This is a genomic window from Candidatus Vicinibacter affinis (assembly GCA_016714365.1).
In the GTDB taxonomy this organism is placed as follows: domain Bacteria; phylum Bacteroidota; class Bacteroidia; order Chitinophagales; family Saprospiraceae; genus Vicinibacter; species Vicinibacter affinis.
Genome location: JADJNH010000005.1, coordinates 2891780 through 2913981, shown reverse-complemented (window position 1 = coordinate 2913981; position 22202 = coordinate 2891780). Strand labels below are relative to the sequence as shown.

Here is a 22202-nt window from a genome sequence, read left to right as displayed (position 1 = left end):
TTTATGATTAGATTGAGCGTAAATATCAACAAAATTGCCCTCATTAGAAATTCAAGAGGGGCGAATTTACCAGATTTATGCCAAGTTACAAAAGACTTGGAACGTTTTGGGGCACAAGGTATTACTGTCCATCCAAGACCTGATGAAAGGCATATCCGGTTTTCTGATTTACCGCTTTTGAGGGAGGTAGTTAAGACAGAATTTAACATTGAAGGCTATCCATCACCTTATTTTATTGATCAGGTATTGGGTTGTTCACCTGACCAGGTTACTTTGGTGCCAGATCCTCCTGATGCTCTTACTTCGAATAGTGGTTGGGATACTAGAAATCAGTTAGAATTCCTGAAACCAATTGTCCGAAAATTTAAGGATAGGGGAATAAGGGTGTCATTGTTTTTAAACCCCGAACCTGAGCTGGTACATTTTGCAGCAAAAACTGGAACTGACAGGATTGAGCTGTACACAGGTTTGTATTCTGCTCATTATTCTAATAATCCCCAAGCAGCCGTTTCCCCTCATGTATTAACCGCTTTTGAAGCGGAGAAATTTAAACTTGGACTCAATGCGGGTCATGACTTGAATCTATCAAATTTAAGCTATTACAAAGATCAAGTTGCCGGACTAATGGAAGTTTCAATAGGACATGCCTTGGTTTGTGATGCATTGTATTTTGGCCTGCAAAATACAGTGCAGATGTACCTTTTGCGTCTATCTAATTAAAATTAATCGTTTTACATATAACTTATAATATATATATATATATTATGTTTAACTTGGCTTAAAATAAAGTTAATAATTTCCTTTTTTAATTGAAAGAAGCATATAAATTTGCGAGTTAATCATTTTTAACCCATTTTATAAATCTACTTAACATGAAGAAACTTTTGTTCATGTCAGTGTTTTTCCTGATGGCTATAGGTATTGTGTCTGCACAACGCTTGGTGAAAGGAACAGTTACTGACAAAGAAGGTGTTGCCGTTATTGGTGCAAATGTGGTGGCCAAGGGCACCAATATTGGAACCATAACAAATGAAAACGGGGCTTATGCCCTAAGTGTCCCAGAAGGCGTTACTACTTTGGTATTTACATACACCGGGTATGTTTCTCAGGAAATTGCCTTAGGGGCAAGCAACATGGTGGATGTTTCCTTAGCCGAAGGTGTTTTACTTAATGAAACAGTTGTAACAGCTTTAGGTATTTCTAGGGAGAAAAAAACCCTGGGTTATGCAGCTTCTGAAGTTGATAATTCTGTTTTAGGTCAGACAAGAAATGCCAACGTATTGGATGCCTTGTCATCAAGAGTACCCGGATTATCAATCCAAACCAATTCTGGTTCTCCTGGGGCATCATCTTCCATCAACATCAGAGGTTTTGCCTCGGTGACAGGGAGGACTGAGCCATTATTTGTGATCGATGGAGTTCCGGTTAATAACAGAACTATTAACGGAATTACAAACCTGAACAATCCAAATGATGATTTTAATCGGTCTGCGGACTATGGAAATCAGTTTTCAGATTTGAATGTGGCTGATGTGGAAACAGCAACTGTGTTAAGAGGAAGTGCTGCTACTGCACTTTATGGTAGTAGAGGAGCTGCTGGGGTCATATTGATCACTACAAAATCCGGAAAGAGATCCAAGGATAAACTTGGTGTGGAATACACCGGTAATATTGGAGTTTCCCAAGTTCTTAGGGTTCCTCATTTACAAAACACTTATGGTCAGGGATGGAGTGGATTGTTTGCTTACGAAGAAAATGGGTCCTGGGGCCCAAGAGCAGATGGTGTTGACAGACTTTGGGGGAATGTTGTGGATAACTCCCAGTTGTTAAAACCATTTAAAGTGTTGGATGATAACCTAAAAGATTTCTTTGAGTTAGGGCGTGAGACTTCGCATTCTGTTGGTATAAGCGGTTCAAATGGAAATTCTCATTTCCGACTTGGTTATACCTATTTGAACAATGATGGAGTTGTTCCATTGGATGGCGATAAATTGGTAAGAAATTCACTTTCGTTTAATGGGGGAACCTCATTCGGTAAGCTCACAGTGAATACAGGTGTAATATTCAGCGTGAAAGATTTAGATGCAGTAGCAACTGGTCAGGGCGATGACGCCGGAGCAGGAAAAGTCATTTGGCAAGAAATTATTCAAGTTCCAAGAGATCATTCAATTGTAGATTACGCGGATTACAAGAACAAATTCTACAATGTTGACAATTTCCATACTCTGTATGCCCAAAATCCATATTTCATCTTGAATGAAACGGGTAATAATTACAATGAAAATAAAACCATTGGAAATATTGGCTTGGAATATGAATTATTGAAAGGTCTTAAGGCCAAATGGAATGTTGGGGGTGATTTTGCCAATGGATCAATCTTCGAATATGGCAACGTTTCTAAAATCACAGCAGGAGCGCCAAACGATCCTGCAAATGATGTAGTAGGAAAAGTTGCGGAGGCGACTATCACGAACAGACAAATCAATTCCGATCTTACCCTTGCTTATAAATTTGACCTTACAGAAGATCTTGATTTAGATCTATTAGTAGGTCAAAATGCGAATGAAACTACTTTTAAAAGTTTCTCTACAGAGATTACCAATCTATCCATTCCTGGATATTACAATCTGTCAAACACAACAACACAGCCAGTTACGGCAACAGCTCGTACCAAAAGAAGGTTGGTTGGAGTCTTTGGAATGGCCACGTTAGGCTTTAGAGATTGGTTGTACTTGGGATTGCAAGGAAGAAACGACTGGTCCAGTACACTTCCAAAGGATAATAACTCTTTCTTTTATCCGGGGGTTACTGTTAGTGCTGTACTTTCTGATGCATTTGAAATGTCCAATTATTTTGACTTCCTTAAGTTAAGAGCAGGGTATGCCTTTACAGGAAATGATGCTCAACCTTACCGTATCAACAGTGTGTATGGTGCCGCTCAAGCAAGAGCAGGCGGATTTGGATTTATCAATTTCCCAATAGGTGGATTTAATTCATTTGAAATTGGAGACAGAATTGGAAATAAAAGTTTGAAGCCAGAGCTCACCTCTGAATTGGAGTTTGGAGTTGAAGCACAAATGTTTAAAAGAAGAATAGGTCTTGATCTTTCTGTTTATGATAAAAGAACTAAAGATCAAATAATTGAAATCGATGTAGATCCAACAAGTGGATATCGTTCACAGGTTATTAATTTGGGAGAAATTAAGAATGCAGGTTTTGAAGCAATGATTGATTTGGTTCCTGTTAGGACTACAAATTTTGAATGGGGTGTTAATTTTAATTACAGCAGAAACAGAAATGAAGTTTTGTCTTTAGGTGATTCAGAAGGTACTTCCATTTTGCTAAATGATGCTTACAATGTTGAGTTGAGAGCAGAAGTTGGCAAACCCGTTGGAACCATTTATACACCGGATGTTCAAAGAACTGCAGATGGAAAGATTGTGGTAAATCCTGCTACAGGTCTTCCGCTTCAATCTGCTGCAAAAGTATTAAGAGGGTCTATAAATCCTGATTTTTCAACTGGTTTCGGAACCTATTTAAAATTCAAAAATTGGACTTTAAATGCCAATGCAGACTATCGTAAAGGTGGATTATTTTATTCTTACACAGCAAGGTTGAATTATTTTGTTGGTAATGCCTGGAATTCTCAATATAATGACAGACAACCTTGGATAGTTCCTAATTCTGTGGTCGATAATGGAGATGGTACTTTTTCCGAAAATACTACTCCAATTTCACGTTCTGATGTTTTTACCTATTATGGTGCAACTCCATCCTATGAGTACAACCACATTTTGGATAAAACCTTTTTTAAGCTAAGAAACGTGTCTTTGACTTACGCCCTTCCAACAGGATGGTTTAAAGGTTCGATAAATAATGTTTCCGTAACTGCATGGGGTAGAAACCTGTTGTTGTGGACTCCATCAGATAATCACTTTGTAGATCCTGAATCAAATACTTTTGGTACTTCTTTGGCTAGCCAGTTGGGTGAATTTTCAACCGGGCCTTCTACAAGTAGCTATGGTATTACTTTAAACATTAAATATTAAAAGAAGAAAACATGAAAAAGTTTTTAATATTATTCGCTTTTGTATTATTGGCCGGATCCTCATGTAATGAGTGGTTGGATGTCAATACAGATCCAAATAACCCAACTGAAGTTCCTGCAGATTTAGTGTTGCCAAATGCGCAAATGCAAATTGCCGGATCTGTTGGAGGAGACTATGCTATTTTAGGTGGGATATGGTCCCAACATTGGACTCAAAGTCATATTGCTTCACAGTATAAGGATATTGATTCATATGATTTGACCGATAAGGATTTTGAAATTGATTGGTCTGAGTTGTACAGCGATGCTTTGGTTGATTTGGCAGAAATTAAAACCAAATCTTCAGCTGCTGGTGAATGGAATTCATATTTGCAGGCGACTTGTTTGGAAGCTTATACCTATCAGATACTTGCTGACTTGTATGATAAGGTGCCATGTAAGGAAGCTGTGCAGGGTTCTGCCAATCTAACTCCAAAGTTTGATGATGGTGAAGCAATTTATGATGAATTGTTTACCAGAATTAATGCCGCTTTGGCCAAGGACTTTAATGCTGCTACGGTAGTGAAAGTTACTTCAGATCTTATTTTTGGCTCTCAGGATAAATCTGGTCAAATTGACAGTTGGAAAAGATTTGCCAATACGCTCAAATTAAAAATGCTGTTAAGACAAACAGAAAGTTCCAGAGCAGCAGATGCTACTCAGAAGATCAATAACATGTTAAGTTCAGGAACTGCATTTCTAACTGGTCATGCTGCAATTTCTATTTTTATTGATGAGGCCAACAGGTCCAATCCTTTGTACGAGAATAACGTACGGCAGCTAAATGTTGCAACCAATATCAGAGCTTCATATACTTTGATGTCCTTACTGCAAGCTAACAATGATCCAAGGTTGGATGCTTATTTTGTTCCAGGAAGTGCAGGGCATTTTGCTCTGGCTCAAGGTGATTTCAATGAATTGACTTCTGTCACTCCAGGGGCAAGACCTTCTTCAGCCAAGTTTTCAGCTACAACTCCATTCTATTTCTTTTCAGCTGATGAAGTTGACTTCATGCTTGCTGAAGCTTCCCTTAGAACAGGAGCAAGTGTTGAAAATCATTATTACAATGGAATAAAAGATGCTTTTGCCAAGTTTGGTTTGACAGCTCCTCAGAATTTGTTGGACAACGCATATAAGTTTCCAACCTCTGGAACAACTGCTGAAAAACTGGAAGCCATTATAACTCAGAAGTGGATGGCTTCAGTTAACCAGGGCTATGAAAGTTACTTCGATCAAAACAGAACAGGTTATCCAAGAATTTCGAATGTACCTGCAAGTGATGCATCTTACGTTCCAGGTAGATATACCTATTCAATTGAAGGAGTAACTAGCGGCAAGTTTCCTAAGAGGTTAATTTTTCCGGATTTATCCAGAAGGGTAAACCCAAATACACCTGCTTTTGTAGCAATCACAGAAAAAGTTTGGTGGGCAAAATAATTCACAATTAAAAAGTTTAAAAAATGAAAAATTATTTAGCAAGCATATTAATGGTTCTGGCACTGTTTGTTGTCTCCCTTTCTTCGTGTGAATTAGAGGACACCACAGCTGATGTGTCAAGAATTACTTATTATCCAACAATTACTCTAAAAGGAGCACAATGGAATACTGTGGATCAAGGCGGATCATTTAAAGATGAGGGAGTAATTGCCAAGGAAGGTGATTCTGAAATTCAAGTTAAGGTTGGAGGGGATGTTGTGGATACTCAAAAACCAGGAGTGTACACTATCACTTATACCGCCTTAAATAAAGACGGATATTCAGCAACTGAATATCGATATGTCGGAGTGATTGCCCCAAATGTTAAAGGAATTGACATGTCTGGTAAATATAAAAGAAATGCAGGAGCACAAGGGGTTAGTACGGTGACCAAAATTTCAGACAACTTTTATAAATCGGATAATGTTGGAGGTGTCGCGAGCCCGGGTCCTGCAACAACAGTTTATTTTTATCATTATGATGGGGATAAATTAGGCGTGCCTGAGCAATTAGTTGCAGGAGCTACGTTCTCTTGTATTAATTCAACAGTTCAACTTAATACAAGTTATAAATGGGTTGTAATCAACTCTGGTTATGGTACTGCATTAAGGACATTTGTTAAACAATAAAAGTAATGACGATGAAAAATATCAAAATAGTTTTATTTAGCCTCCTACTAACCTCTCTTTTTAGTTCGTGTGATTTGACTGATAATCCAGCGATAGAAGGGTCAAATACAGAGGCAATGGCAGGGGAGTGGTACCTTCAGTTAATGGATGCTGTGGATAGTACACTCTATGTGGATTATAGTTTGGCGACCACCTCAAATACTGCAGCAAATATTGGGGATAAAATGTGGATTAATTGGTTGCATATTGATCCTACAATAGATTTTCAATCTATAATTAACACCAATCAAACTTCGCTTACCTTTAGCTCAATTAATGCTAATAATTTGCTTTTCAGTGAAACTCCCCCTGCTGGCAAGCCTGTTGTGGCAATTGGCACAACAGATACTATATCTCCGAAAATTCCTGCTTTGGTGACCATTGAAGGAGGAGCTATTACAAAAAATAGCTATACACCTCCATCTAAAACAAAAACAGATTTTTTACAATGTCGAATAACATGGTTGTATAAATCCTTTAATTATGTCGCAGATTCTTACACAGTTAATGGGGTAGATACTACCGTTGTTTGGAAACTTGCCGGAACTTCAGAAAGTGCGGATGGACCTTATATAATGGCCGGATATAAGCGAACAGGATTTTTGGAAGATGAGCATTAATAAAATTAAAAAGTAAGATTACTTAAAAGGGCTGAAAGTATTTTCGGCCCTTTTTTATTTTAACCCGAATTAATGTCTTCTAATTTTTTGATCTGATTAATTACCAAAAAGTAATAAGTTGACAATTATGAGCTAGGATTATGGTGTTCATCAAGACATTATTATCAAAAAGGTGATAATTTCATATCTGATATATGTAAATAAAATAAAAGCGTTTATCTTTGCACCCTAAATTTAACATAATCTATGTTGGTAATTGACGTAAGAGATTCAGAATCAATTGATAGAGCTTTAAAAAAGTACAAAAAGAAATTTGAGCAAACGGGTACTTTGAAAGAGTTGAGAAGACGCAAGCATTTCACAAAGCCTTCAGTAGAAAGAAGGTCTGAAGTTTTGAAAGCGCAATTTCGAGGGCTGTATATTGCAAAGAACGAATTATAATAATTTATAATATATTTGTTATTATAATTCACTAACTTAGCCTCGAATTAGGCTAAGAATATGGTTAGTGATTATTTGAATTTTTTAAAGTACGAAAAGAGGTTTTCTGACCACACTATTCTTGCATACCAATCTGATTTAAGCCAATTTAGTTATTATCTTTTGAATGACTTCAATTTAGAAGTTATAGAAGAATCCAATCATTTTCACATTCGATCTTGGTTAGTTAGTTTAAATGGCAATGGGCTAGACCCTAGTTCAATTGTTCGAAAAATTTCTTGTCTTAAGAGTTATTTTAAATTTCTCAAACGAGAAGGCGTCTTACTCCAAAATCCTATGAGAAAGATAGTCAGTCCTAAGCTAAAGAGGAGACTGCCTACAGTTTTCAAAGCCACCGATTTAAGCTTTTTATCCAATTCGATGGAGCTTGAAACCGACAACCCCTTCCAATACAGAGATTTGTTAATGATCAGGTTATTATATGAAACCGGTATTCGAAGATCAGAGTTAATTAATTTAAAGCTTGCAGATATAAATTTAGTTAGCCAACATATTAAAGTGTTGGGGAAAGGCCAAAAAGAGAGAATTATTCCTTTTGGAAACGAACTAAAGAAAGATATTCTGCGTTATCTACCTAAAAGGTCAGAATTGGTGGGTGAGAGACATGATTTCCTTTTTAGCACTAATGGTGGGGATAAGGCTTACCCTAAATTGATACATAATGTAATTTCGACCAAACTTTCAATCCAAACCTCCGTAAGCAAGAAAAGTCCCCATGTTCTGCGACATAGTTTCGCAACCCACTTAGCAGAGGCAGGAGCAGATATTTATGCAATTAAAGAACTTTTGGGACACACAAGCCTGAATGCTACTCAAATTTACACACATAATACAGTTACTAAAATTAAGGAAGCTTATGGCCGCTGTCATCCTAAAGCATTAAAAAACAATTAGATAAGTAATTTTTTATTAAATATTAATTAAAAATTTTAATTATGCAAGTAAGAATTCAGTCTATCCATTTTGATGCAGATCAGAAACTTTTACAAATCATTGAATCAAAATTGCAAACTTTTGATCAGTATCTTACAAAGTTGGAAGCAGAAGCCAAAGTCATCCTTAAAATGGAAAAGGTTGGACAAGTGAGCGATAAGATTGTTGAAATAATTGTTAATCTTCCAGGGCATCCTTTGATAGTTAAAGCGAAGGACAAAACCTTTGAAAAGGCCTTCTATATGGTGCTTCACAGCCTTAAAAGGCAATTACTAAGATTTAAAGAAAAGCTCCAACAAAAACACTAAGATTTAAAAAAATATATTGGCAAATTAAAATAAGTTTTATCTTTGCAACTCATTTTAAGAAAGGGTAGAAAAGTGTGCCCTTGTTTTAGTATTTGCCAGTGTAGCTCAGTTGGTAGAGCAGCTGACTTGTAATCAGCTGGTCGGGGGTTCGAGTCCGTCCACTGGCTCTGATCTAATTTTATATTCTGAGGGGGTGCGCCGGAGTTGGAGAGCCGGGCCAGACTGTAAATCTGGTGTCTATGACTGAATGGGTTCGAGTCCAATCACCCCCACACAATTTATTCTGTGGGGAAACCTGTCAGAGAATATAAATTGGGCAGACCATCAGAATCATGCGATGCTGAAAGTATATTTTTATAACTGTTATTTGTTTTACAAGAAAATTTTACATTATACTTGGATTCAAATTTTAGATGAAAGAGAACTTTTAGTTGGTTTGATTTAAAAAAAATAAGGTTATTGATTAACCTTTTTATTGAGGAAAAAGTCAGTTCGAGGGAATTGAGTTAATATATTTTAGGCGGGAGTAGCTCAGTTGGTAGAGCATTAGCCTTCCAAGCTAAGGGTCGCGGGTTCGAGTCTCGTCTCCCGCTCACAAGAATCTCTAAAAGTAGAGATTAAATTAAGAGATCCTCCTTATTAAGGGGTTCTTTACACTTAGCCAATGTAGCTCAGGGGTAGAGCACTTCCATGGTAAGGAAGGGGTCAAGGGTTCAATTCCCTTCATTGGCTCAAACAAGTATTTTTTTTTATTCAATAACTGTAACAATCTTTTAAAATAGTATCCAATGGCAAAGGAAAGTTTTAATCGGTCCAAACCCCATGTTAACATAGGCACAATAGGCCACGTTGACCACGGTAAAACCACATTAACATCTGCAATCACTTCAGTTCTTTCAGAACAGGGGTTAGCACAGAAAAAAGACTATGATTCAATCGATAACGCTCCTGAAGAAAAAGAAAGGGGTATTACGATTAACACTGCTCACGTAGAGTATGAAACAAAAAACAGGCATTACGCCCACGTAGACTGTCCTGGTCACGCTGACTATGTTAAAAACATGGTAACAGGTGCGGCTCAAATGGACGGAGCAATCCTTGTGGTAGCAGCTACTGACGGACCTATGCCTCAAACAAGAGAGCACATTCTCTTGGCACGCCAGGTTGGTGTTCCTGCCATCGTTGTGTTCATGAACAAGGTTGATCTTGTTGATGATCCTGAAATGTTGGAACTTGTAGAAATGGAAGTGCGGGAGTTGCTTGATAAATATCAATTTAATGGTGATACGGCGGCGATTATTAAAGGATCAGCTCTTAAAGCCCTTGAAGGCGACGCAGCCGGTAAACAAGCTATCTATGATCTAATGGAGGCTGTCGATACCCAAATTCCTGAACCTGTTCGTTTGATTGATAAACCATTTCTAATGCCAGTAGAGGATGTATTCTCTATTACAGGTCGTGGTACTGTAGCAACTGGAAGAATTGAAAGGGGTATTATAAAGGTAGGTGAATCTGTAGAGATCGTTGGAATGATGAAACCAGAGGATAAACCTCTGACCTCCACATGTACTGGAGTAGAAATGTTCCGTAAATTGCTTGATCGTGGAGAGGCTGGCGATAATGCAGGTCTACTATTGAGAGGTGTTGAAAAAGATGACATTAAGAGAGGAATGGTTATCTGCGCACCTGGATCGGTTAAGCCTCACTTGAAATTTAAATGCGAGGTATACGTATTGTCAAAGGATGAGGGTGGAAGACATACTCCATTCTTCAAAGGGTACCGTCCTCAATTCTATTTCCGAACAACTGATGTGACAGGAGAATGTCAACTTCCGGAAGGAGTAGAAATGGTAATGCCTGGAGATAATGTTTCTTTGGAAGTTACACTTTTAAGCCCAATTGCAATGGAGAAAGGTCTTCGTTTTGCAATCAGGGAAGGTGGCCGTACGGTTGGAGCCGGACAGGTAACTGAAATTATTGCATAAAAAATCTTGTTTTGTTAATCCCGCAATCGGTTGAAACCGGTTGCGGGATTTACGGGCATAGCTCAACTGGCAGAGCGACGGTCTCCAAAACCGTAGGCTGAGGGTTCAAGTCCTTCTGCCCGTGCAAATGAATATTGATGGATAAGCTTTTATTATATTTAAGGGAAAGTTATAATGAACTGTTAGAAAAGGTTACCTGGCCAACCTGGCCGAATCTTTTAGACAGTGCAAGGGTGGTAATTATTGCCTCCTCAATTATTGCCATAGTCATCCTTATCATGGACTTGGTGTTTAATGGTTTATTAGGGTTCGTTTATAATGCGTAATAATTAATCACTCTATAATGGCTGACGACAAAAGGTGGTACTCGCTTAGAGTGATTAGCGGAAAAGAAAAGAAAATCCGGGAGAGGTTAATAGCTGACATTCTTAGATCAGGTTGGAGCGAAATAGTCACACAGGTGATTGTTCCCTCAGAGAAAGTTTACAAAATAAGAAACAGCAAAAAGGTAATCATGGAGAGGAATATTCTTCCTGGTTATTTGTTGGTTGAAGCAGTTCCTGCTAAATTTAGCGGAGAGATTATACAACACATTGCAAATCTTCCTGATATCATACATTTTCTTGGGAAGAATAATCCTATACCGATGACCTCTGTTGAAGCCAACAGGATGCTTGGTAAAGTTGATGAATCTCAGGAAGCTGGTGAGACGATGATTGAGCCTTTTATAGTAGGAGAAACTGTAAAAATTATAGATGGTCCTTTCAATGATTTCATAGGAGATGTGAAGGACGTAAATGAAGAGAAAAAGAAATTAAAAGTAATTGTAAAAATATTTGGCCGCGGTACTGAAGTTGAATTAAACTTCATGCAGGTTGAAAAAAATAATTAAAGAAAAGTCGTATGGCTAAGGAAATCGAAACTTTTATTAAGCTTCAGGTTAAGGGTGGGCAAGCTAATCCAGCACCTCCTGTTGGTCCTGCTTTAGGATCCAAAGGGGTAAACATTATGGAGTTTTGTAAGCGCTTTAATGCAAAAACGCAGGACACACCGGGTAAATTATTGCCTGTTGTGATTACTGTATTCAAGGATAAATCCTTTGATTTTGTTGTTAAAACTCCTCCTGCTGCAATCCAGTTGCTTGAACTTTCTAAGGTAGCAAAAGGATCACCTGAACCGAACCGTAAAAAAGTAGGTTCTGTTACTTGGAGTCAGGTTGAGGAAATTGCAAAAATAAAGATGCCAGATTTAAATGCTTTTACTTTGGAATCTGCTATGAAAATGGTAGCTGGTTCAGCTAGAAGTATGGGACTTACTGTTTCTGGTAACCCTCCTTGGGAAAACTAAAATATTTAATTAACGAGGGAGTAAGTATTACTTACGCTGACCTCACAAATTTATTATATGGCAAAAGTTTCTAAAAAAAGGCAAAAGTCAAATGCCTTAGTCGATGTTGCCAAATTCTACAACCTTGATGAGGCTTGTGGTTTGGTAAAAGAAGTGAACACTACCAAATTTGATTCTTCTGTTGACCTGCATGTCAGACTCGGAGTAGATCCTAGAAAACCGGATCAAGCAATCAGAGGAACAGTTACATTACCTAATGGAACAGGAAAGACAAAAAGGGTATTGGTGCTCTGTACACCTGATAAAGAAGCAGAAGCAACTGCTGCTGGTGCGGATTATGTCGGTCTTGACGAATACCTTCAAAAGATTGAAGGTGGTTGGACTGACATAGACGTAATTATTGCGATGCCAACTGTGATGGCTAAATTGGGTAAAATTGGACGTATTTTGGGTCCAAGAGGATTAATGCCTAACCCAAAGACAGGTACCGTTACAATGGATATTGCAAATGCAGTTAATGAAGTCAAAGGAGGTAAAATCGCATTTAGAGTTGATAAATTTGGAATCATTCATGCTTCTGTGGGTAGAGTATCCTTCAGCCCGGCCAAGCTTAAAGAAAATGCTGAAGAATTACTTCAGGCAATCAATAAAATGAAGCCGTCTTCCTCTAAGGGTGCATATTTTAAATCAATTTCCATGGCCTCTTCCATGAGCCCTGGATTGAAGATTGATCCAAAAGTAGTTCGTTAATTTTAAAATTACAACAATGACTCGCGAAGAAAAAACATTGGCAATTGAACAATTAAAAGATAAATTCTCTCAAGCTCAATTCTTCTATATTACTGACTCTTCTACATTGACTGTAGAGCAAGTAAATAATTTCCGAAGATTGTGTTTTGATAAGGGAATAGAAATGCAAGTGGTAAAAAACACACTTGCCAAAAAGGCTCTCCAGGGTATTGAGAAAAACGGAGAGTATGCTGAAATATATGCTTCATTGTCAGGTCCTAGCGCAATTTTATTTACAGAAAATGCAAAGGAACCTGCACACTTATTAGAAGCATTCAGAAAGACACACGAAAGACCGTTACTTAAGGCAGCTTATATTGATACTGATGTCTTTACTGGAGACGACCAAATCAAAGTCCTCGTAAAATTGAAGTCTAAGGAAGATTTGGTTGGAGAAGTATTGATGTTGTTACAATCACCTGCTACAAGAGTTATAGGTGCATTAAAGTCCGGAGGTTCCACGATTGCTGGGTTAGTTAAGACCTTGCAGGAAAGATCAGAAGGAAATTCATAAAATTGGCTTCCAAGCTTTGCGCTATTAATATTATTTAACTAACAAAGAAAATTTTTTTTATCATGGTTAATGTAAATGCTTTAGCTGAACAACTGGTAAACCTAACCATTAAAGAGGTTAATGAACTAGCTTCAGTACTTAAAGATCAATATGGAATTGAGCCTGCTGCTGCTGCTGTTGCTGTTGCTGCTGCTCCTGCTGCCGCTGAAGGAGGCGCTGCTGCTGCTGAACAAACTGAATTTGACGTAATACTTAAATCCGGAGGTGCTAACAAACTTAACGTAATTAAAGAAGTTAAAAACATTCTTAATTTAGGTTTGAAAGAAGCTAAGGATTTAGTTGACGGGGCTCCTTCTGTTTTGAAGCAAGGAGTTTCTAAAGAAGAAGCTAATTCCTTGAAAGATACTTTGACAGCTGCAGGGGCTGAAATTGAAGTAAAATAATTTTACCCCAGTCGAAGTATGCCTTTTAGGAAAAAGGAATACAACTGATCTGGCTTAGGTCATATTAATTAATATGACCTAAGCCTTTTAGTGTTTTAGATAATTTTGATTTTTTTAATGGGTTAATGCCCAAATAATTAAGTAAATGGCTGTAAGCGTTGTTAACAAGAACTCAAGATCGAGACACAGTTTTTCCAAAGCTTCACTAAGCACTTTCTACCCTGACTTTTTGGAAATTCAATTGAAATCGTTTAAAGAATTTTTTCAATTGGAAACCACTCCTGATAAGAGAACAAATGAAGGGTTGTTTAAAGTTTTTAAGGAAAACTTTCCAATTTCTGATGCAAGAAGCATTTTTATGCTTGAATTTTTGGATTATTATGTGGATCCACCTCGCTATGATATTGACGAATGTGTCCAGCGTGGTTTGACCTATAGTGTTCCATTAAAGGCAAGGTTAAGACTTTCATGCAATGATGAAGAGCATGTTGACTTCAAAACTATAGAGCAAGATGTGTTTTTGGGTAACATACCTTATATGACTCCAAAAGGTACTTTCGTAATCAATGGAGCGGAAAGGGTAGTAGTTTCTCAGTTACACCGTTCACCTGGTGTGTTTTTTAGCCAGTCCTACCATCCAAATGGAACTAAAATTTTCTCTGCCAGAGTCATTCCTTTTAAAGGAGCCTGGATGGAGTTTGCGACAGACATCAATATGGTGATGTACGCATACATTGACCGCAAAAAAAAGTTTCCGGTAACCACTCTTTTAAGAGCTATCGGATTTGATACAGATAAAGATATTTTGAATTTGTTCAATCTTGCAGAGGAAATTAAGGCCTCAGCAAAAGAACTGAAAAAAGCCATTGGCAGAAAATTAGCTGCACGAGTTCTCAGGAGATGGACAGAAGACTTCGTTGATGAAGATACTGGCGAGTTGGTGACTTTGGAGAGGAATGAAATTATTCTTGAAAGGGATACTATTCTTGATGAAGACAACATTAAGCAGGTACAAGAAGCAAACGTGGATACCATAATCCTCCAAAAGGAAGATATTGAAGAGGATTATTCCATCATTTATAACACTTTGCAAAAGGACCCTTCCAGTTCAGAATTAGAAGCGGTTACACATATTTACAGACAACTCAGAGGTTCCGATCCACCGGACGAAGAAACAGCAAGGGGAATTATTGATAAATTATTCTTCTCTGACAAAAGATACAACTTAGGTGAAGTAGGCCGATATAAAATTAATAATCGTCTAAAATTAAATACCTCTGATGCAGTACTGGTTTTAACGAAAGAAGATATAATTTCAATTGTTAAGTACCTTGTTTCTTTGATTAACCAGAAAGCAGAGCTAGATGATATTGATCACCTTTCAAATAGAAGAGTTCGATCAGTAGGTGAGCAGCTTTTTGCTCAATTTGGAGTAGGATTAGCAAGAATGGCCAGAACTATTCGTGAAAGAATGAATGTTCGGGATAATGAAGTTTTTACTCCGATTGATTTGATCAACGCGCGGACGTTATCTTCTGTAATTAATTCATTTTTTGGTACTAGCCAGCTTTCTCAATTTTTGGATCAGACCAATCCATTGTCAGAGATAACTCATAAGAGAAGAATTTCGGCACTCGGTCCTGGAGGACTTTCAAGAGAGAGAGCAGGGTTTGAAGTGAGGGACGTTCACTATTCGCATTATGGACGTTTGTGTACGATTGAAACTCCTGAAGGACCTAATATTGGACTTATTTCAACACTTTGTGTGCATGCAAGAATTAACCCGATGGGATTCTTGGAGACGCCTTATTGGAAAGTTGAAAATGGTAAGGTTAATCTAAATCATGGCATTAAGTTTCTTTCTGCTGAAGAAGAAGATTACGCAAAAATTGCTCAAGCAAATGTCCCTGTTAATAAAAAAGGAGAATTTCAGATTGACCGAATGAAAGGTCGCGAGCATGGGGAATTTCCAATATTTGAACCTGGGGACCTGAACTTTATGGATGTAGCTCCCAATCAAATTGTTGGCGTTTCAGCATCTTTAATTCCGTTTTTGGAGAATGATGATGCCAACAGAGCTTTGATGGGATCTAACATGCAACGTCAAGCCGTCCCTTTAATCAAACCACAAGCGCCAATAGTAGGTACTGGATTAGAAGGAAAAGTTGCGTTGGATTCACGAATGCTGATTAACGCAGAAGGGGATGGAACCGTTGAATTTGTGGATGCTAATAAAATTGTCATCCGTTATGACCATTCATCAGATGAACAATTGGTTTCTTTTGAAGACAGCGTAAAAGAATATCCGTTAACAAAATTTGCAAGAACAAACCAGGCAACCTGTATTAATCTGAAACCTATTGTAATGAAAGGGGATCGGGTAACTGCCGGAACAATTCTGAGTGAAGGTTACGCCACTGAATCAGGAGAATTAGCCTTAGGGACAAATCTTCAGGTAGCATTTATGCCTTGGAAAGGTTACAACTTTGAAGATGCCATCGTTATTTCTGAGCGGGTTATCCAAGAGGATGTTTTTACCTCTATTCATATTGAAAGTTTTGAACTTGAAGTAAGAGATACAAAATTAGGAGAGGAGGAATTGACCAATGACATTCCAAATGTTAGTGAAGAAGCCACTAAGGATCTTGACGAAAATGGAATTATCCGAATCGGTGCAAATGTGGAGGAAGGAGATATCCTGATAGGAAAAATTACACCTAAGGGAGAAACAGATCCTACGCCTGAAGAAAAATTACTTCGTGCTATTTTTGGTGATAAAGCTGGAGATGTTAAAGATGCATCTTTAAAAGTGCCGCCTTCAATAGAAGGAGTTGTAATAGACAAACAGCTTTATGCCAGAGCTAAGAAGGATAAATTCCAGAAAGTTCAGGAAAAAGATTTGTTACAACGTCTGGAAGATAAACATAATGTAATTCTCAATGAATTGAGGATTATCCTGGTTGACAAATTGCTCAAAATAGTTAAAGATCAGGTTTCTGCAGGAGTTAAAAGTATCTATGGGGAAGAAGTAATATCCAAGGGAACTAAGTATACAAATACTTCACTGAAAAAGGTTGACTTCAATAAAGTTGATTATGCCAACTGGACCAAAGATGAAGATAAGAACAAGATGATTGCTACTTTACTCCATAATTTCAATATTAAGGTAAGTGAGGAGATTGGTAGATTTAAGCGTGAAAAATTTAACATCAGTATTGGTGACGAATTGCCATCAGGAGTTTTAAAATTGGCAAAAGTCTATATTGCCAAGAAAAGGAAATTAAAAGTTGGGGATAAACTAGCTGGTCGACATGGTAATAAAGGGATTGTTTCCAAAATAGTCAGGGTAGAGGATATGCCTTTTCTTGAGGACGGAACACCTGTGGATATAGTTTTGAATCCACTTGGAGTACCTTCAAGGATGAACCTGGGCCAGATTTTTGAAACTGTTTTGGGTTGGGCTGGAAAGAAATTAGGTATGCATTTTGCTACCCCGATTTTTGATGGTGCTACCATCCATGACATTGATGATTACATTAAAAAAGCAGATCTTCCAGCATTCGGTCAATCCTATTTGATCGATGGAGAAACTGGCGATAGATTTCATCAGCAGGCTACTGTGGGAGTAATTTATATGCTTAAACTTTCACACATGGTCGATGATAAAATGCACGCGAGATCAATAGGCCCATACTCACTGATTACACAGCAACCTCTTGGTGGTAAAGCACAGTTTGGAGGTCAAAGATTTGGAGAGATGGAAGTTTGGGCTCTTGAGGCATTTGGCGCATCAAATATTTTGCGTGAATTGCTTACATTAAAGTCAGATGACATCATCGGTAGAGCAAAAACTTATGAAGCAATTGTAAAAGGTGAAAACCTCCCTGAACCTAATATTCCAGAATCATTTAACGTATTGATTCACGAATTAAGAGGTCTTGTACTTGATGTAAAATTTGAATAATAATTTAAAACTGGGATAAGATGTCGTTTAAGAATAAAACTTTCAAACAAGATCAGGATTTTGAAAAAATCACCGTGAGTTTGTCTTCTCCGGATGAAATTCTGGAGAGATCCTATGGGGAGATTTTAAAGCCAGAGACAATTAATTATCGTTCTTATAAACCAGAAAGAGATGGATTATTTTGCGAACGAATTTTTGGTCCTGTTAAGGATTATGAATGCTATTGTGGAAAATATAAAAGGATCCGTTACAAAGGGATTGTTTGTGATCGCTGTGGGGTTGAAGTAACTGAAAAAAAAGTTCGAAGAGAAAGAATGGGACACATAAAGCTTGTTGTCCCTGTAGTTCACATTTGGTTTTTCAAATCCCTACCTAATAAAATTGGTTACTTGCTTGGCTTGTCATCAAAAAAGCTAGAGTCTGTAATCTATTATGAAAGGTTTGTAGTGGTGCAACCAGGTTTAGCTGCCCAACATGGAAGGAATCTATTGGATTTAATAACTGAGGAAGAGTATTTTGAAACCTTGGAAAGTCTTCCTAAGGAGAACCAAATGTTGGATGATAAAGATCCCAACAAGTTTGTTGCGAAAATGGGAGCAGAAGCCATTTTTGATTTGTTGCAAAGGATAAATTTGGATGATCTTTCATTTGAATTGAGACATCAAGCGTCAAATGAATCATCACAACAAAGAAAATCCGAGGCTCTTAAGAGATTGAGAGTTGTTGAAGCCTTCAGAGAAGGGCTCAATAACAAAAATCATCGCCCGGATTATATGATTATTCAATATCTCCCGGTAATCCCACCAGAATTAAGGCCTTTAGTGCCATTGGACGGTGGTCGTTTTGCAAGTTCTGACTTAAATGATTTGTATCGAAGAGTAATCATAAGAAACAACCGATTGAAGAGGTTGTTAGAAATTAAAGCGCCAGAGGTAATTCTCAGGAATGAGAAAAGAATGTTGCAAGAGGCGGTTGATTCTCTTTTTGATAATTCTAGAAAATCAAATGCGGTAAAAGCTGAGGGAGGACGTGCATTAAAATCTTTGAGTGATATTCTAAAAGGAAAGCAGGGCCGTTTCAGACAAAATCTCCTCGGAAAGAGGGTTGATTATAGTGGACGTTCGGTCATTGTTGTTGGACCTACTTTGAAGTTGCATGAATGTGGACTTCCAAAAGGTATGGCTGCGGAATTGTTTAAACCTTTTATCATTAGAAAATTAATTGAAAGAGGCGTTGTAAAAACTGTTAAGTCAGCTAAAAAATTAGTTGATCGAAAAGATCCAGTAATTTGGGATATTCTTGAAAATATATTGAAGGGGCATCCTGTGTTGTTGAACCGAGCCCCAACACTTCACCGACTTTCAATTCAGGCTTTCCAACCAACGCTTGTGGAAGGAAAAGCAATTCAATTACACCCTTTGGTATGTGGTGCATTCAATGCGGACTTTGATGGTGACCAGATGGCTGTTCACGTTCCTCTAAGTAATGCTTCAATTCTTGAAGCTCAGTTACTTATGCTTGCGCCACACAATATGTTAAACCCTCAAGACGGATCACCAGTAACATTACCTTCTCAGGACATGGTGTTAGGATTATATTATCTAACCAAAGAAAGAGTTACTGAAAAGGTAGTTAAAGAATCTGTTTTTTATAGTGCAGAAGAAGTTATAATTTCATTTAACGAAGGAAAAATTTCGCTGCACGACCCAATAAAGGTCAAAGCAAGAGCTGAGGATGAGAATGGCGAAATGGTGCAAAAAATTGTTAAAACCACTGTAGGAAGAGTGATTTTTAACGAAGCTGTACCACAAAGTGTGCCTTATGTAAATGAGTTGATGACTAAAAAACATCTAAAGCAGTACATTGGGGAAATCATTCAAAGAACAAACTTTGCGGTAACTGCAAAGTTCCTAGATGATATAAAGGACATGGGCTTCTATTGGGCCTTTAAAGCAGGTCTTTCATTCAATCTTGGGGACTTAATAACGCCATCAATTAAAGCGAAAACCCTTGTTGATGCTCAGAAAGAAGTTGACGAAGTTTGGGATAGCTATAACATGGGATTGATCACAAACAATGAACGTTACAACCAAATTATTGACCGATGGACATATGCTGACAACAGGATTACCGATAATTTGATGAAGGAATTGGCCTTGCACAAAGGGGGCTTCAATTCAGTATACATGATGCTACATTCAGGTGCTAGAGGATCAAAACAGCAGATCAAGCAGCTTTGTGGATTGAGGGGTCTAATGGCTAAGCCTAGAAAGTCAGGAGACACTGGTGGGGCAATTATTGAGAACCCAATCCTTTCTAATTTTCAGGATGGCTTGTCGGTACTTGAATATTTCATATCAACTCACGGAGCTCGTAAGGGTCTTGCAGATACCGCTTTAAAAACGGCCGATGCGGGTTACCTTACACGAAGGTTGGTTGACGTGGCCCAAGATGTTGTAATTACTGATGAGGATTGTAATACACTTAGAGGTATTGATACTTCTGCTTTGATTGACAATGATAAAGTTATAGAAAATTTATCTTCGAGAATTCAGGGTAGGTTTACTTTAAATAATGTCCATCATCCAATTACTGATGAGGTAATTATCGCAGCAGGTGAGTATATAGATGAGAAGACTGCTAACTATATTGAAAAATCAGGTGTTGAATATGTAATGATTCGATCCGTTCTTACTTGTGAAGCAAGAAAGGGTGTATGCACGAAGTGTTATGGTAAAAATATGGCAACCGGAAGAATTACTGAGACCGGGGATGCTGTTGGGATCATAGCTGCACAAAGTATCGGAGAGCCTGGAACACAGCTTACACTTAGAACTTTTCACGTAGGAGGTGTAGCCGCCGTTTCAAAAGCTGAATCTGAAGTCACAGCTAAATTTGATGGAATTATTGAGTTCGATGGGGTGAAATTTGCAGAATCCCATGAAGGTGGTGTAAAATCTCATGTAGTTCTTTCTCGTTCTGGTGAAATTAAAGTGCTTGACCCTGATAACAGGAAATTGTTGACAAGTGCTCACGTCCCATATGGTGCTACTTTATTGATAAAGGATGGCCAGAAGGTTACAAAAGGTGAGATTTTATGTAATTGGGATCCATTCAATGCATTGATTGTGTCTGAATTTTCCGGGATTGTGAAATTCGATTCCATTGAGGAGGGAGTTACTTTTAGGATGGAAAGAGATGACCAAACGGGATATTCTGAGAAAATTATTATAGAGTCTAAAAACAAGAAAAAAATTCCTGCAATATTCATTGTAAGTCCAAGTGGAGAAGAGCTTAAAAGTTACTCCCTACCAGTGGGTGCATATATTTCCATTGAAGACAATGAAGAAATTTCTGCAGGGCAGAAAATTGGAAAAATTCCGAGAAACGTCAGTAAGGTATCGGATATTACAGGAGGCCTTCCAAGGGTTACTGAATTATTTGAAGCTAGAAATCCTTCTAACCCTGCGGTGGTTTCAGAGATAGATGGCATTGTTATATATGGCAAAATTAAAAGAGGAAATAGAGAAATTTTTGTTGAGGATGAACGAACTGGACAAAGAAGGAAATACCTTATAGGATTGTCTAAGCATATACTCGTTCAGGAGGGAGATTTCATAAGAGCTGGACTTCCGCTCTCAGATGGAACTATAGCCCCACGGGATATTCTCCAAATCAAAGGTCTCTTTGCTGTACAATCTTACTTAGTGAATGGAGTTCAAGAAGTATATCGTTCTCAAGGGATTAATATAAATGATAAACATATTGAAGTAATAGTCCGGCAAATGATGCGTTGGGTTCAAATAGAAGATCCGGGTGATACAACTTTGCTTGAAGGGGAACCGGTAGATAAATGGACATTTATTGCTGAAAATGATAACATTTTTGACAAAAAAGTGATCACAGAAGCAGGAGATTCTGCAAAGTTGAAACGCGGCCAGTTGGTTTCTATAAGACAATTAAGAGAGGAGAATTCATTTCTTAAGCGAAACGATAAGAAAATTTGTGAATTCAGGGATGCGGTATCAGCAACTTCCAGTTCTTTGCTTTTGGGTATTACCAGAGCATCACTCGGAACAAGTAGTTGGATTTCAGCAGCTTCCTTCCAGGAAACAACAAAAGTCTTGAGCTCAGCGGCAATTGCAGCAAAATCTGATGATTTGTCTGGCTTAAAAGAGAATGTAATTATTGGAAAGAAAATTCCGGCAGGTACGGGTCAGAAGATTTACAAAGATCTTTTGGTTAACACTGGTTTTAGACGCAAACATTCTTCTGAATTGTAAAATATTGTATCATATTTTGAAAGGGACAATGAATTCATTGTCCCTTTTTTATTTTATCTAAAATTTCAAGGATTTGTATTATTCGATGAATGAATAGAAAAATTATGGCTTAATATATTGGTTGATTTAATAAAGTTCAATTTATTAAAAATTGTACGCCAAAAACAAGGGTAATAGAATTAAATATTAGATGAATTAATCTTATTACCATTAAGGTTAAGTCTGTTAAGTTGTAACATCAAATTAACAAGCCAAAACGGCACAATATTTTTTGTAATAGGGGG

17 protein-coding genes and 5 tRNA genes are annotated in these 22202 nt (G+C 37.7%); all 22 read left to right on the top strand.

Annotated elements, in window-relative coordinates:
• Window positions 1–3 precede the first annotated feature (3 nt).
• The 22 genes from IPJ53_11545 (at window position 4) to rpoC (ending at window position 21918) form a co-directional block, all read left to right on the top strand.
• A complete protein-coding gene (locus IPJ53_11545; GenBank protein MBK7799737.1) occupies window positions 4–720 on the top strand; it encodes a pyridoxine 5'-phosphate synthase in 717 nt (238 codons plus the stop codon).
• 188 nt (window positions 721–908) lie between these two features.
• Window positions 909–4049 (top strand): SusC/RagA family TonB-linked outer membrane protein, encoded by a 3141-nt coding sequence (locus IPJ53_11540; GenBank protein ID MBK7799736.1) that lies wholly within the window; start codon window positions 909–911, stop codon window positions 4047–4049.
• An 11-nt stretch (window positions 4050–4060) separates the two neighbouring features.
• Window positions 4061–5524, top strand: a complete 1464-nt coding sequence (locus tag IPJ53_11535; protein MBK7799735.1) for a SusD/RagB family nutrient-binding outer membrane lipoprotein — start codon at window positions 4061–4063, stop codon at window positions 5522–5524.
• 23 nt (window positions 5525–5547) lie between these two features.
• Window positions 5548–6192 carry a DUF5011 domain-containing protein gene (locus tag IPJ53_11530; protein ID MBK7799734.1) on the top strand — a complete coding sequence of 215 codons (645 nt, stop codon included), beginning with the start codon at window positions 5548–5550 and terminating at the stop codon, window positions 6190–6192.
• An 11-nt stretch (window positions 6193–6203) separates the two neighbouring features.
• A complete protein-coding gene (locus IPJ53_11525; protein MBK7799733.1) occupies window positions 6204–6851 on the top strand; it encodes a hypothetical protein in 648 nt (215 codons plus the stop codon).
• 246 nt (window positions 6852–7097) lie between these two features.
• Complete coding sequence (locus IPJ53_11520; GenBank protein ID MBK7799732.1) at window positions 7098–7292, top strand: 30S ribosomal protein S21; 195 nt, start codon at window positions 7098–7100, stop codon at window positions 7290–7292.
• 60 nt (window positions 7293–7352) lie between these two features.
• Window positions 7353–8246 (top strand): tyrosine-type recombinase/integrase, encoded by an 894-nt coding sequence (locus IPJ53_11515; GenBank protein MBK7799731.1) that lies wholly within the window; start codon window positions 7353–7355, stop codon window positions 8244–8246.
• 41 nt (window positions 8247–8287) lie between these two features.
• Window positions 8288–8593, top strand: coding sequence for an HPF/RaiA family ribosome-associated protein (locus IPJ53_11510; protein ID MBK7799730.1), 306 nt, complete (start codon window positions 8288–8290; stop codon window positions 8591–8593).
• Window positions 8594–8687: 94 nt separating this feature from the next.
• Window positions 8688–8760: transfer RNA gene (locus tag IPJ53_11505), tRNA-Thr, on the top strand.
• 22 nt (window positions 8761–8782) lie between these two features.
• Window positions 8783–8865 (top strand) — tRNA-Tyr (locus tag IPJ53_11500).
• 248 nt (window positions 8866–9113) lie between these two features.
• Window positions 9114–9186: transfer RNA gene (locus tag IPJ53_11495), tRNA-Gly, on the top strand.
• A gap of 67 nt (window positions 9187–9253) precedes the next feature.
• Window positions 9254–9325 (top strand) — tRNA-Thr (locus IPJ53_11490).
• Between the two features lie 56 nt (window positions 9326–9381).
• Window positions 9382–10578 carry an elongation factor Tu gene (gene tuf, locus IPJ53_11485; GenBank protein MBK7799729.1) on the top strand — a complete coding sequence of 399 codons (1197 nt, stop codon included), beginning with the start codon at window positions 9382–9384 and terminating at the stop codon, window positions 10576–10578.
• 51 nt (window positions 10579–10629) lie between these two features.
• Window positions 10630–10702: transfer RNA gene (locus IPJ53_11480), tRNA-Trp, on the top strand.
• A 13-nt stretch (window positions 10703–10715) separates the two neighbouring features.
• Window positions 10716–10904 (top strand): preprotein translocase subunit SecE, encoded by a 189-nt coding sequence (gene secE, locus IPJ53_11475; protein ID MBK7799728.1) that lies wholly within the window; start codon window positions 10716–10718, stop codon window positions 10902–10904.
• Window positions 10905–10921: 17 nt separating this feature from the next.
• Complete coding sequence (gene nusG, locus IPJ53_11470) at window positions 10922–11470, top strand: transcription termination/antitermination factor NusG (protein MBK7799727.1); 549 nt, start codon at window positions 10922–10924, stop codon at window positions 11468–11470.
• 11 nt (window positions 11471–11481) lie between these two features.
• Window positions 11482–11925: a 50S ribosomal protein L11 gene (gene rplK, locus IPJ53_11465; protein ID MBK7799726.1), complete on the top strand. Its 444-nt coding sequence runs from the start codon at window positions 11482–11484 to the stop codon at window positions 11923–11925.
• 57 nt (window positions 11926–11982) lie between these two features.
• Window positions 11983–12675: a 50S ribosomal protein L1 gene (locus IPJ53_11460; protein ID MBK7799725.1), complete on the top strand. Its 693-nt coding sequence runs from the start codon at window positions 11983–11985 to the stop codon at window positions 12673–12675.
• A gap of 16 nt (window positions 12676–12691) precedes the next feature.
• Entirely contained in the window at window positions 12692–13228 is a 537-nt protein-coding gene (locus tag IPJ53_11455; GenBank protein ID MBK7799724.1) for a 50S ribosomal protein L10, read from the top strand.
• A 62-nt stretch (window positions 13229–13290) separates the two neighbouring features.
• Window positions 13291–13671 (top strand): 50S ribosomal protein L7/L12, encoded by a 381-nt coding sequence (gene rplL, locus IPJ53_11450; protein MBK7799723.1) that lies wholly within the window; start codon window positions 13291–13293, stop codon window positions 13669–13671.
• A 145-nt stretch (window positions 13672–13816) separates the two neighbouring features.
• Window positions 13817–17635 carry a DNA-directed RNA polymerase subunit beta gene (rpoB, locus tag IPJ53_11445; protein MBK7799722.1) on the top strand — a complete coding sequence of 1273 codons (3819 nt, stop codon included), beginning with the start codon at window positions 13817–13819 and terminating at the stop codon, window positions 17633–17635.
• A 20-nt stretch (window positions 17636–17655) separates the two neighbouring features.
• Window positions 17656–21918 (top strand): DNA-directed RNA polymerase subunit beta', encoded by a 4263-nt coding sequence (gene rpoC, locus IPJ53_11440; protein MBK7799721.1) that lies wholly within the window; start codon window positions 17656–17658, stop codon window positions 21916–21918.
• The last annotated feature ends 284 nt before the right edge of the window (window positions 21919–22202 follow it).

Coding starts and splice junctions, on each gene's coding strand:
- tuf (MBK7799729.1), top strand. CDS start 9,382: ATGGCAAAGGAAAGTTTTAATCGGTCCAAACCCCATGTTAACATAGGC.
- IPJ53_11540 (MBK7799736.1), top strand. CDS start 909: ATGGCTATAGGTATTGTGTCTGCACAACGCTTGGTGAAAGGAACAGTT.
- IPJ53_11520 (MBK7799732.1), top strand. CDS start 7,098: ATGTTGGTAATTGACGTAAGAGATTCAGAATCAATTGATAGAGCTTTA.
- IPJ53_11515 (MBK7799731.1), top strand. CDS start 7,353: ATGGTTAGTGATTATTTGAATTTTTTAAAGTACGAAAAGAGGTTTTCT.
- rplL (MBK7799723.1), top strand. CDS start 13,291: ATGGTTAATGTAAATGCTTTAGCTGAACAACTGGTAAACCTAACCATT.
- rpoB (MBK7799722.1), top strand. CDS start 13,817: ATGGCTGTAAGCGTTGTTAACAAGAACTCAAGATCGAGACACAGTTTT.
- rpoC (MBK7799721.1), top strand. CDS start 17,656: ATGTCGTTTAAGAATAAAACTTTCAAACAAGATCAGGATTTTGAAAAA.
- IPJ53_11530 (MBK7799734.1), top strand. CDS start 5,548: ATGAAAAATTATTTAGCAAGCATATTAATGGTTCTGGCACTGTTTGTT.
- IPJ53_11525 (MBK7799733.1), top strand. CDS start 6,204: ATGAAAAATATCAAAATAGTTTTATTTAGCCTCCTACTAACCTCTCTT.
- secE (MBK7799728.1), top strand. CDS start 10,716: ATGGATAAGCTTTTATTATATTTAAGGGAAAGTTATAATGAACTGTTA.
- rplK (MBK7799726.1), top strand. CDS start 11,482: ATGGCTAAGGAAATCGAAACTTTTATTAAGCTTCAGGTTAAGGGTGGG.
- IPJ53_11460 (MBK7799725.1), top strand. CDS start 11,983: ATGGCAAAAGTTTCTAAAAAAAGGCAAAAGTCAAATGCCTTAGTCGAT.
- IPJ53_11455 (MBK7799724.1), top strand. CDS start 12,692: ATGACTCGCGAAGAAAAAACATTGGCAATTGAACAATTAAAAGATAAA.
- IPJ53_11545 (MBK7799737.1), top strand. CDS start 4: ATGATTAGATTGAGCGTAAATATCAACAAAATTGCCCTCATTAGAAAT.
- IPJ53_11510 (MBK7799730.1), top strand. CDS start 8,288: ATGCAAGTAAGAATTCAGTCTATCCATTTTGATGCAGATCAGAAACTT.
- nusG (MBK7799727.1), top strand. CDS start 10,922: ATGGCTGACGACAAAAGGTGGTACTCGCTTAGAGTGATTAGCGGAAAA.
- IPJ53_11535 (MBK7799735.1), top strand. CDS start 4,061: ATGAAAAAGTTTTTAATATTATTCGCTTTTGTATTATTGGCCGGATCC.